This is a genomic window from Exiguobacterium sp. BMC-KP (assembly GCF_001275385.1).
In the GTDB taxonomy this organism is placed as follows: domain Bacteria; phylum Bacillota; class Bacilli; order Exiguobacteriales; family Exiguobacteriaceae; genus Exiguobacterium_A.
Window position 1 is genome coordinate 77,678 of record NZ_LGIW01000011.1, and the last position, 13,051, is coordinate 90,728.

Annotated in this window: 4 protein-coding genes; all 4 read left to right on the forward strand. The window is 37.1% G+C overall.

All coding sequences use genetic code 11. The features are described from left to right. Positions 1-19: 19 nt before the first annotated feature. The 4 genes from ADM98_RS00850 to ADM98_RS00865 are packed head-to-tail and all read left to right on the forward strand — an operon-like array spanning position 20 to position 12,964. On the forward strand, positions 20-9,964 hold the full coding sequence (locus ADM98_RS00850) for a condensation domain-containing protein (protein ID WP_053451828.1): 9,945 nt from the start codon (positions 20-22) through the stop codon (positions 9,962-9,964). Then, complete coding sequence (locus ADM98_RS00855; protein ID WP_053451829.1) at positions 9,931-10,641, forward strand: thioesterase II family protein; 711 nt, start codon at positions 9,931-9,933, stop codon at positions 10,639-10,641. The genes ADM98_RS00850 and ADM98_RS00855 overlap by 34 nt, the downstream gene beginning before the upstream one ends. A 30-nt stretch (positions 10,642-10,671) precedes the next feature. Continuing rightward, the gene (locus tag ADM98_RS00860; RefSeq protein ID WP_053451830.1) at positions 10,672-12,456 is read left to right on the forward strand and encodes a non-ribosomal peptide synthetase; all 1,785 of its coding nucleotides are present in this window, start codon (positions 10,672-10,674) and stop codon (positions 12,454-12,456) included. Then, positions 12,446-12,964: a hypothetical protein gene (locus tag ADM98_RS00865; protein ID WP_053451831.1), complete on the forward strand. Its 519-nt coding sequence runs from the start codon at positions 12,446-12,448 to the stop codon at positions 12,962-12,964. The genes ADM98_RS00860 and ADM98_RS00865 overlap by 11 nt, the downstream gene beginning before the upstream one ends. The last annotated feature ends 87 nt before the right edge of the window (positions 12,965-13,051 follow it).

Below are 13,051 nucleotides of genomic sequence, written 5' to 3' on the forward strand. Positions count from 1 at the left end.
GCATGATGAGGTGAACCACATGAAAATTCTATCTGTATATCCTATGACAGAAATCCAAAAAGGGATTGCGTATGAATGTGAGTTACATGACCATACCAATGCTTATGTTAGTCAAGCAATCATTGAGATCCATTACAGTGACAAAGAAAGATACAGAAAGTGCTGGCATGCAATACTCAATCATTATGAAATATTTAGAACTAAATTCGTATTCGGTAAATTGAATGATGATATGCAAGTAGTGATTGATGATGCCAACTATACGTGGTCAGAACACCTGTGTTCAATAGAAGAAATTGAAGTCATCGCTAAATCCGAAAAAGATATTTCGATTAACGATCTACCGTTGACTAAGTTCAAAGTGCTCGAGACGCCAGAGGGAACATACCTTGTTTGGACGTTCCACCATCTTTTACTTGATGGATGGAGCATGAGTGCCACCTTGGATAAGGTCGATCGCTTATACGAATCGGAAGATAATATAATAGACGAAAAAAGGAATACTCTGAACCATTCTTATAGCGACTATATAAAAGGTAGCTTGAAAAATACTATGAAAAAGTCTGATTCATTCTGGGAAAACTATTTAAATGATTTTAGAGGTGCGCCTTTTCCTAACATATCAACAGTAAATAGGGATGTCTTTTCAGAAAAGAGTAGAGAAATCGATATAAGCTACTCTGATATTTTTGAATATTGTAAAAACAATAAAATTACTGTTGCAGCATTATTTGAGACGGCGTGGGCTACGCTATTAAGTTTATACACTCAAAAGCAAGACGTACTTTTTAGTGTAATCGATTCGGGTCGTTCTATTTTGGAAGAGCAAAATGATGACTTGATTGGGATGACGATTCAGCGGAGATCTAAACGAATCCGATTCAGCGTAGAGAACACTATCCATGAATTGTTAAAAAACATCATGGATGATGACTTAGAACTTCAAAAGCAAGGCCCTTTGTCTTTACGAAACGAAAATAGCATTCTGAACGTTGGGAACAATACGTCCTATTCGAATACGACTTTCGTGTTTGAGAATTATCCGACTCCATCAATGGACATGAACTACAAAGTTATAAAGGGGACGGAACTCTCTACGTCAGATATTACGGCATCATTCGGAATTGTCGAAGATATAATAATGGCAAAACTCATGTTTCATGAACAGGTGGTTGATGTGTCACAGGCAGAGAACATCCTCAGTTATGTCGAAGAAATTCTAAAAGAAATCATCAACTTAGACTCAAATGCTGAAGCTGGAAAAGTGCTTTCTTCTTTACGAAAAAGCGAAATCAAAAGCACTACAAACACTAGAATTTCGAGTAAATCATATTTAGAAATCATTGAGGAACAAGTCTCCACTACACCCGGGAAAATCGCGATTTTCGAAGAGGAACAACATCATACGTACGAAGACATCATTACATCATGTCATACCTTAATAGATAGTTTGAGCGAGTTGTCAATCAAAGAAGATGAAACAGTCGGGATATGGACGGAACGATCTGCTCAAACGATTGAATTAATGATTGCGCTCCAATATCTACACATACCCTATGTATTTTTAGATAAAAAGTATGGCTCGAGTCGTCTTGAGTACATCATGCAGGATGCCAACGTAGGAATGGTCATTTTGGATAATACGACCTCTGACGAGTACGAATTCACTACACCATCCATTACCTTGGAAAACCTGTTCAGTACGAATGTATTACAGAACCGAGTACCTTCTTACGTTGCGAAGAACACCTGTACACAAATTATCTATACATCAGGGTCTACCGGTTCACCGAAGGGAATCATGGTTTCTTCGGGGAATATCATTTCATTTGCTCTCGATAGCCAATTTTATCCCGTAAATGTCGATGAGAACTTCGCTCAATCTTCATCATTTGCTTTTGATGCAAGTAATTTTGAAATTTGGCTACCTCTATTTAATGGGGCATCCATCACAATCGTAAAAGAGCCAGTTTTCGATATCTATAACTGGAATCGTGCCATTTCTGAGAAGGGAGTGACTACTGCATGGATGACAGCAGGTCTATTTAACACATTCGTCGATTTGGATTTTTCATTGATATCAGGGCTAAAGACACTTTTTGTAGGGGGAGAAGCCCTATCACCTGCCCACATTAATAAAGCATACCAAAATTCAATCGATCTAACGTTATATAACGGCTATGGACCAACCGAATTGACTACATTCACCACAACCTATCAAATTCCTCGAGAGGATGCAGCATCGCAATCGATTCCGATTGGATATTTACTAAATAATAGCCATGCTCAGATTGTAAACACGGAAGGCTCAGTCGTCCCAATTGGAGTACCGGGCGAATTAATCGTCGCAAGTTCAGGAATGACAATGGGGTATTTGAATGATCATGAAAAGACTATTAAGGCATTCACGTCAAAAGACATCGATGGAGTAACGAAGACCTTCTATCACACAGGTGACATTGTTCGATTCGATGGTGCTTGCTTGCATTATAGCGGTCGGAAGGACAAACAAATCAAGTTAAGAGGATATAGGATTGAATTGAACGATATCGAAGCTGTTCTCAATAGCTTCGATGGTGTAGAACGATGTGCTACCCTCTTCAATGACGATTCTAGAACGGATAAATTTATTGAATTGTATTATGTCGGTAAGTCCACAAATATTGAGGTTAAAGCATTTCTAAAAGCAAAACTACCATCGTATATGATTCCTCAAAAAATTATCCAGTTGGACACGATGCCACTGAATGTGAATGGAAAAATCAACAAAAATGAGTTGCGAGCGACCCGACTGAGTAAGCCGAAAAAGCTTGTGGAAACAACTTCAGTACTTACTGATGAATTCAATACATTCTTAAGTGAATATTTAAACAATGAACGGATCGACGATCGAAAAACAATTTTTGATTATGATCTAGATTCTTTGAAAGTCGTCAAACTTACGCATGTCTTGAATGATAAATACGATCAAAAAATAAGCTTAAAGGCTGTCATGAATTGTCCGAGTATTGCTGAAATTCGAGGTTTGTTTATCGGTAATGAAGAGACACAAGCTGAAGTGTCAGTTTTGATTGACCAGAATCAAATCAATGAAGAGGTTGTATTGAATCCGACGGATATGCAACGATCGATGTATTTTATATCAAGTGATAATCCTGGGTTACCAATCTACAACATTCCGTTCATACAAAAAATAGCAGTATCAGAAAAACTCCCTATTAAAAAGCGATTTTTAAATTTAATCGATAGACACGAACTCTTTAGGTATCGTTTTGAATTGAATAATGACAAGGAACTAATCATCAAAAAGAGTGTTCATAATAGTCCTTCGTTCTTTGAAGTAGTAGCCGAAACGGAGCAAGAATTTATTAAATTTAAAAACAGTGAACTGAACTACTGTTTCAATCTGGATGATCCGAATGAATCCTTGATCCGAATGACGTTCATTCAATATCAGGATGTGCACTGGATAGTCGTGGTGATTCATCATATCATCTTCGATGGAGAATCGATGGGGATTTTCTTGAACCAACTGTTTTCCACTAATGTAGGTGAGGAGAATTCTATCAAGCAATTTGATGATTACTTACACGCATCACCAACTTTACCATCGGATGAAACGAAACAGTTCTGGATCGAGAGCTTGAAAAACGTTGATAAAAAAATTAATTTTCAGAAGTCGAGTCAGCTTCCTTACAATTTTGCAGGAGAGATTGTCACAGTAGATATCAAGAAGCGTTTCATAGAAACCTTAAATAAGACGGCACGGTCTTCTTCTGCTTCTAAATTTAATGTTCTCCTTGCACTATATTCCCAATTCTTGATCAAATATTTTAATCAAGATAGCATGATCGTTGGAAGTCCTGTATCGATAAGACCACCAGCATTCGAAAACACTTTAGGCATGTTCTTATCATTCGTCCCATTTGTGAGTTATAGAAACGAGAATCAGTCATTTGATGAGCATATCAGCCATACGAAACAAACTCTATATGATGTTGTCGATCATTCGAATGCGAGCTACTCAGATATCTTAAAGTGGAGCGAAAAAGATGCGACTGCTAGCAATGGATTATCGATGATCCAGACCGTATTAAATTATCAAATGGTTGAAAGTCAGAAATTAGAAGAATTACTCGTCTCAAATAATGATCATCAAACCGCTCAGTTCCCTATCTCATTAGTTTTTTATGAGAGTGATCAATCTAAACTACAGATCGAGTATTCTACCCAGCTATTCAATAAGTACGAGATCGTAAACATGATGGAGTTGTTTTTAGAATGGGGTGCCCGAGTATTAGATGAATCGAATCAAAGCATGATATATCATCCTGTACTGGGACAACAAGAAACAAAATTATTGGTGGAGATGAATAATCCACGTTTCTCGATTAGTAAGAAAGAGATTTCAGACTTCCTCTCAACTATTAGCCTTGATAATCATGATGCTGCAATCGTTTATGAAGGAAGAACAATCAAGTATTCCGAATTGCATGATTCGATTGAACAATTCAATGTGAAACTAATGAAATCAGATGTGGGCAAAGGGGATAAAATTCTCTTCTATGGTTCCCGATCCACTAATCAAATTATTCTTTATTTGACTTGTCTCAAGTATGGATATGTATACGTACCCATTGATCGAAAACATCCGTATGATCGATTGGTTCAAATTATTTCGGAATGTCGACCTCAGTTCATCTTGCATGAGGGCGATTTGGATCTAAAGGATTTGAATCATCTTCTTCGATTTAAAGCAGCTGACATCAATAATAAAGAATTTGAACGCTTTAACGTAGGAGATGCACAAGACGAGAGTTTGGCTTACATCTTATATACATCTGGTACAACAGGTAAGCCAAAAGGAGTGAAAATCTCACGATTTAATTTGAGCAACTTCATGTCCTCTCTTATGAATGACTATGGAATTGAGGGTAAATGGAATGCTGCATTCCTCTCTTCTATTTCCTTTGATGCGAGTATTTTTGAAATGACCTCGAACATCATTAAAGGTAATAAGATTGTGATTTTTGAAGAGGACTATTCTACTTTCACTGACTTTATTTTGAACCATCAAATCAATTATATGGTTATCACTCCATCCTTACTAAATGCCTATGATTTCTCGAAATGTCATTCTTTGAAGATGATTGTGAGCGGTGGAGAGAAATTCAAGAAGAATAGAACACTCCATGAAGATGTTGTTACTCTGAATGGTTATGGACCGACTGAAGCATCAGTTTGTGTATCGTATTCCTCGAAAGAATCAGAGAGTAACATTGGGATTCCCAATTCTAATTCTTGCGTCGTGATTGTAGATGCTTACAAAAATATTTTACCTGATGGAAGCACTGGGGAAATCGCTATCGTCGGTCCTTCAACCTGTGAGTCATACGTGGATCGAGCGGATAACGAAGGACGAATTGAAGATGTACCTTCATCTCTAGCACAGTATGGTCAAAAAATGTATTTGACTGGTGATTTAGGGAGTTTTCAAGAGCATGAACTTCATTACATCGGACGAAATGATCTACAAGTGAAAATAAGAGGGAATCGTGTAGAATTAACAGAAATTTCGTCATCAGCGGTGGGATTTGCGGGCGTAAAGGAAGCCTACACAATCTATTTCAATGAAGAAGGGGGATCGGAACTAGCATTGTATGTTGTTTCTGAACCTAAGCATTCTTTATGGGGTGAAAAGCAACTCATCCAATACTTGAGCACCCAATTGCCTAGCTACATGATTCCGACCAAAATAATGAAGGTCGATAAGATGCCTCTGACCGTCAATGGGAAAGTTGATGAGAAGCAACTCCCGTTACCTGATATGAATCATGATGAAATTGACATAGTAATTGCTCCAAGAAACGAACAAGAAAAAATGATACTTGATATATGGAGTAGTGTATTAAAAACAGAATCAATCGGAATTAATCAGAACTTCTTTGATTTAGGCGGAGATTCGATTAAGAGTATTCAAATCGTTTCGTTACTCAAAGAAAAAGAACTTCATATCTCGAGTCAGGATATTTTAACACTCCAAACCATTGAAAATCTGTCAGATGCAATGACTCTAGATGAACATGGACCAGTGGAGTACGGAGAAAAACTACATCGTTTCAGTATTTCTCCGATTCAAGAATGGTTCTTCAACTTAAACTTGAATAAAGTCAATCATTGGAATCAATCGCAATCGCTTACGCTACCGCGCGTTTCAGAAGAGCAACTGCTGAAGAGCTTCGAGGTCCTTTATGAGCACCATCCTATGCTAAGAAGTAGTTTTGTGCTGACTTCGAGAGAAGTGAAGGTCATGGACGTTGCATCGATCGCTTTAGAAAATCGATTCAAGCGATATTCAGGCATCGATGAAATGAATGCTGATACTGATTCTATGCAAGCTGGACTTAATATCTATACGGGTGAGACTTCTAAAATTTTATACTGCTATGAAAATAATGAGATTCATATTTTTTGGATCATTCATCACTTATTCGTCGATATCCATTCGTGGAGCATCTTAGAAAATGAAATTCGGCAGTTACTCCAAGGGAATGAGATTCAAGGAACAGACCATTCGACGAAACAATCAGTCATAGCAAAACAGCAGCAGTGTTCGATTATGGATGCTTTTGATTTGAATGATGATGCGAATAATCCTCTCTATGATACAAAGCTAAATGGGCAAGAGTTGATTGTAAAAAAACAGACCTTGGATAATGAGACACAACTAACGAGTACGTTCACGACGAGCATCATTCTCCAAACCATTGTGAGATTGACTAATGAGACGTTGAATGTATGGCTTGAACGCAATGCCAGATTTGAAGATACATTGAAAGAGTTCAATCTCAATCACACTGTCGGATGGATGACGGATTTCAAGAGACTCACGCTTCCTCGTCACGCTACGATTAATCAGGTGTTTTTACAACTCAATAATGTAGAGAGTCATTTAAGTAATGTAGACTCTGGTGGTAATTCAGTCTTCGTAAACATAGTCAAATTGGCGGGCAAGAAAAACGACTATCAAGTGGATAGTCTGGATATTGCAAAGGAAAACCTTCAGAAAATGCCTCCGACAATTAATGTAATTGAGTTTGATGACGAGTATAGAATCACACTCCTGAATGTCGCGAGTAGTGATGCTATTTTGAAGGCGTCAAAAGAAGTCATTGACATGGAACTGAACAAGCCTGAATTGATCAATCATTTAAAAATAATAAACAAGCTGAATTTTGAATTGCTTGATTATGAAGAGTTTACAAACTTAGGATCTCATTTGGAGATTGAAGGAGTCCAACCACTATTCCCATTACAAGAGGAAATGATTTATTCAGGGGTCAGTAGTGAAAACAGCTACGTGAATCACTTTGCTTGGACAACGACCGAGAACATAGACTCGGTAGTTTTTAAAATGGAAGGTGTTATCGAAAAATATGAGGCGTTAAGAACAAGGTTTGTCAGAACAGCGAAAAACAATTTCATTCAAGTGATTGATAAAAAAATCACTTCGACGATTCACAAGCATCGAGCACACCCTAGAACCCTTCTTGAAATCGATGCCCTCATTAAAGAAGAATATAAAACATTCAAGTATCAAAGCAATCGCCATTTGTATGGATTCTATTTATTTGAATTAGAAAATGGAGATACACGTGCTGTTTTAATCTTTAACCACATTTTATTCGATGGTTGGAGTATTGGGATTCTCATGAAGGAACTATGGAGAACTGACACGTCACCAATTCTAAAGAGTCGAAGTATAACGAACGATGAGTATTCGAGATGGCTATTAGCACGACGAAAGCACCAGGATACTACATCCTTCGAGAAGCTAAGAGCAATCGACAATCGATTGTTTAGTAAAGACGTACAACTGAGAAATCCAGAAGATATCAACATCGAACTTAGAAAAACCATACCTTATGAGAATTCCGAGTCATTCATGACATTTTGCAAAACTGAACGAGTATCAGTAGCGAATGCCATGGCAACCATCTGGGGAATGCTCATTTCAAAGCTGTCGGGTTCGAAAAACGTTTTATTTGGGTCGGTTAAATCAGGAAGGAATTGTCCTGTTTTCAAAATTGAAGAGCAGGTTGGAATGTTTATTCATACATCACCTACGTATTTAATGATTGATGATCATCAGTCATTTGCCGATCTAATCCATCAAATAGAAGCGTTTAATCGTAATAGTGATAATACGGATACTAGAAAACTGAAGAAGGCAGTCGGATTTGGGGTTAACCAGGACCTATATGAAACTATCTTTATAGTGGACAACTATCCTGAGCCGAATCGGATGGATCATATTAAGGACATCGAAGCAAATGAACAATCAAACTATCCTTTGAGTTTAAGTGTCGCCATGGATGATAAAGTACACTTCAAGATTTCTTACAGTGATCGACTAGTTTCTTCGGATGACATTCATCTTCTATCTTTTTGGATAGAAGAAGTTATGCAATATGTAACGAAATTTGATGGAGATGTATTAGCGAATGAACTACTAGGCTCGCTATCCATAAATCCTTCTATTTTAGAAACTCAGGAGGCTGTTTCCGTGGCTCGAATCGAAGAAATAGAAGAGAAAAATGAAGTAAATGGGACGGCGATTATTGAAAAGAATTCGTTTATCGAAAATGTAAAGCAAATATGGCGTGATGTCTTAGGTCATTCTGATTTTGATGAGCACAGTGATTTTTTTGAGATCGGTGGCAATTCTTTAAAGATGTCTAAAATGCTTTTTATTTTAAAGGAAGATTACGATTACGATTTAAACCCGCTCATGTTTTTCGAAAATCCAACCTTAAAGATCTTCGGTTTCGAGGAGGAACTTGAAAACGAAGAGGAGATTATTCAGAACTATCTCCAAGAGCACCCTGCAGAGAGCGCAAAAGTCTCTACGACGAATCACGTATTAGTGACTGGAGCAACTGGACTCGTAGGAAGTGAGCTTGTTTATCAATTGTTATCAAACGACCATATCGTATATTGCATCGTAAGAGGAATAAACGAGTATGAAGCACACATCAGACTTATGAAACGATTAGAAAGTATTTCTAAAACGGATGTATCGTTAAATCTACACAACTTACGAGTCTTCCGAGGAGATATCCATCAAGAATTTTTAGGGTTAGACGAAGAGACGTACCTTCACTTATCTGGAATCGTGTCAGAGATATATAACTGTGCCGGAAATGTAAATTTCATGGCATCCTTAAAGGATTCTCTTGAGACGAACGTAAAAGGATTACAGATGATCATGAAGTTTTCACAGTTGAACCTTATAAAAAAAGTGAATCATATTTCGACGCTCTCGGTCCTCGGGCATGATCATTATATTATCGAAGATACAGAGTTAGCTCCGATAAGTTACGTAAAAAGTAAAGTTGTCGCTGAAAAATATTTGAGGCAGTATCGAACAACCAGGGATGGGGTTTCCGTACAACGACTAGGACGAATAGCAGGAAATGACAGAACGTATAGCGTTCCTGAAAATGATTTGTTCTGGAGATTAATTGTATCCATCCATCAACTTGGATATTGTCCTAAAGAATTCTTGGAGTTTGAGACGGATTTGACTCCTGTGAACGTCGCTGTAGAGAGAATGATTGCTGAAACGAATAAAAATCATGAGAATCGAGTAATCAATTACTTTTCAGAAAGCTTAGTGACATTTGGACATTGTATTAAACTGTTAGAAGAAATGAGTCAAAAAACAATTGAACTGGTCTCGTACGAGGAATGGATGGATCATGCGGAAAATGACAGTAACTTGAATCAAATCAAAGTCTTGATTCCACTGTTCAGACAAAATGTCTTTTATGAACCTGAAGAAAATACCATCATTTCGGAAAACTCCCCGGACGTACAGTATCAATCAAAAGTCACGCTCAAAAATTCTATTTCTGATGAGGTGATCAAATGTTATCTAAAAGAAGTTCTGAACAAGTATTAATAGATATTCAGTTGATTGCCATTCCATTTGCAGGCGGCTCTTTGAATAGTTACAGTCAGATGAAACAAATTGATGGAGTAACGATAATTAATTATGAGTTGCCTGGAAGAGGAAGACGGTATGAGGATTCTGAGTATACGATGGAAAAAGTTAAAAAAGAAATAATAAAACAAATCGATTTTACTAAGCCGTATATTCTTTTTGGTCACAGCATGGGAGCATTCATTGCTTATGAAACGTGCGCATTAATTGAAGAACTCAATCTGAATAGACCGTACAAAGTAATTTTGAGTGCACAAATTCCTCCGCACTGTGTAGATGATCAATCTTATGATAGAGAAATGGATAATGCTTCAGTTGTGGCGTACTTAAGAAGCATGGGTGGTACTCCCCAAGAAGTATTAGACAGCAAAGAATTGATTGATTATTACGGAAAAATTTTGAAGAACGATCTCACGTTATTACGAAAGTATCTTCATAATGGATGGAGTCCAAAAGTTAAATCTAGCATTGAGATATGGAACGGGATTCATGACAACATGATACCGTTCTCTAAGGTCATGAAATGGAAGGATGTGACACTCTCTGAGTGTCACATCAAATCTTTCGAGGGTGGTCACTTTTTTATCAATGACCTATTGAGCGATCCTTCAGGTTTTAAAAAGGAACTAGTTTGAACGAAACATTCAGCAAAAGGGGATTAGGATATGATAATAGAAAAAGACTATTTAGCTGAGTACAATAATACGATGACTAAATATTTTCCGACCAAAATCCATGAAGTTTTAGCGAATGCCTCAAGAAAATTCGGGGAATATATAGCCATTAAAGATTCAGCAGAACAAATCACCTATAATGAATTGTATTCTCGAGCGTCCTCGCTAGCTCAAAAAATATCAGGAACGAGTCAACCGGTCGCCTTCATGGCTCATCGAGAAATCGAGACCATCATTCAGATGTATGCCATATTGATTTCCGGAAATTATTTTATTCCGATTGATCCGGATAGTCCATCCGCTAAAACGGAACATGTCTTGGAACATGCAAATGTGCGGTATTTGCTAGATGGTCATTCGATGAAAGAACTTCATGCAGATGAAGTGACCGTTCCCTTCCATGAAAAGCTAGAAGCAGGCGATGATATCGCATATGTAATGTTTACTAGCGGCAGTACAGGTGTCCCTAAAGGAGTGGTGGAGAGCCATTACCAAGTCATGAATACATTGTTTGATATGAAGAACAGAATGGAACTAGATACTCAGGATGGGTTTTTATGTCTAGCATCGTTCTGCTTTGATCTATCCATCTTTGATATTTTCGGCGCAGCGCTCTCAGGAGGAACCCTCTATCTTGTAAGAGATCAGCGTGATTTCGATGAGGTCCAGTCGGTCATGGAACATAACAAAATTACAGTGTGGAATTCCGTCCCAAGCGTCATGGAATATTTTTTAAGGGAAGTTGTGCTATCTCAAGATGCAAAGAATAATTTGAAGGTATGCTTAATGAGTGGCGACTTCGTATCAAAAGAAGTTGCCACTCGTGTACTTCAAAATTTTAGTGCTGCCAAGGTGTATAGTTTAGGCGGCGCTACAGAATGTTCGATTTGGTCAATCTTATATGAAATCAATCAAGCGAATATAAATGACTATTCATTCATTCCTTATGGTTATCCCATGAAGAACCAGACCGTGTGGATCCTTACTGATGAGTATACGCTTCAAGAGTTTGGTTCAGAAGGTCAGATTGCAATCGGAGGAAATGGTGTAGCTTTAGGATATTTGAATGATCATAAAAAAACGAAAGAGACCTTTATATACCATGAAACATTAGGATACTTATACCTTACAGGCGATATTGGTCAGTTTGTTTCGCCACATCATGTCAAATTCATCGGGCGACAAGATTCGAGGGCGAAAGTAAATGGGTATAGAGTTAGCCTAAACCAAATCGCGAATCAATTCCAGAAAGTGTTTGACTTTAAAACAAAAGTTCTTTTGATGAAACAAGAGGATAGCAAGGATAAAATCGTATTAGTATATGAAAAAGATGTTCCGCTAGACAATACAGAAATTAAAAATCATTTAAGTGCAAGTCTAGCCCTGTATGAACTGCCTAACGTTATATTCAACATTTCTGAATTTCCTCTGACGAGTAATGGAAAAATCGATTCAAAAAAATTATTAGACTTAGCAGCTGAACGACATGGATTTATGACAGATACAAGTGATTCGGATCATTTAACAGGACTTCCGAGTGAGTTTAGAACGATGTTGATTGACGTACTGTCATTAAATACGATTAGCGAAAAAGACTCATTGTTTGATTTAGGTGTTGACTCTATCCAGTTGGTAAAGATAAAAAATTGGATTGAAGAGAATGAAGGTATAGTATTGAGCTTAGTAGATATTTATACTTTAGATGAAGTTGAGAAAATTGAAGAGAAAATTTACGGTAAATTATTAGCAAAGGATGCTAAACAACATGGATTTTAATTTATTCAAAAATCAGGTGAGATTTAAAATTGCTTTAGAGTTGATCGATATTGAACAAGGTCTATCGATCAGACAATTGAATGAACTATTAAAAGATGTTCCACAGTCTACATTATATCGACAAGTGAATTTTATGATGGACGACAACCTACTTAAGGTGGTCGGATTTCAAAAAGTAGGAAAAGTAGAAGAGAAGTTTTATGCTTTAAATACTGAAGGATATAAAATCAATGAAGAGGATTGGAACTCAGCAACTTATAGTGAAAAAATTGATTTTGTCTCGTTTTACTTCATGTATATCTTACAAAACTACAAAAATTATTATGAGAAAAGTAAGACCGAAGATCAGCAAGATCAATCTACTTTCTCACTAGTGAAGCTAAATTTATCGGATGAATCTTTCAAAGATTTCCAAGGAGAACTAAGTACACTTTTGGAGAAGTATTATAATACTTCGGATGAAGATGACGATAAAGACCGGACGATTTCTGTCGTGATTATCCCTTAGTAAAGGTTTTTCAGCTCTCAACATCTCTTTAGCTGAGTTGAAGAATTGTTACCATTTATAGTTGTTATTACTAAATAAATAATGCTT

Excerpts from the sequence above, each read along its gene's own strand:
- ADM98_RS00865 (WP_053451831.1), top strand. The coding sequence starts at position 12,446 with ATGGATTTTAATTTATTCAAAAATCAGGTGAGATTTAAAATTGCTTTA.
- ADM98_RS00850 (WP_053451828.1), top strand. The coding sequence starts at position 20 with ATGAAAATTCTATCTGTATATCCTATGACAGAAATCCAAAAAGGGATT.
- ADM98_RS00860 (WP_053451830.1), top strand. The coding sequence starts at position 10,672 with ATGATAATAGAAAAAGACTATTTAGCTGAGTACAATAATACGATGACT.
- ADM98_RS00855 (WP_053451829.1), top strand. The coding sequence starts at position 9,931 with ATGTTATCTAAAAGAAGTTCTGAACAAGTATTAATAGATATTCAGTTG.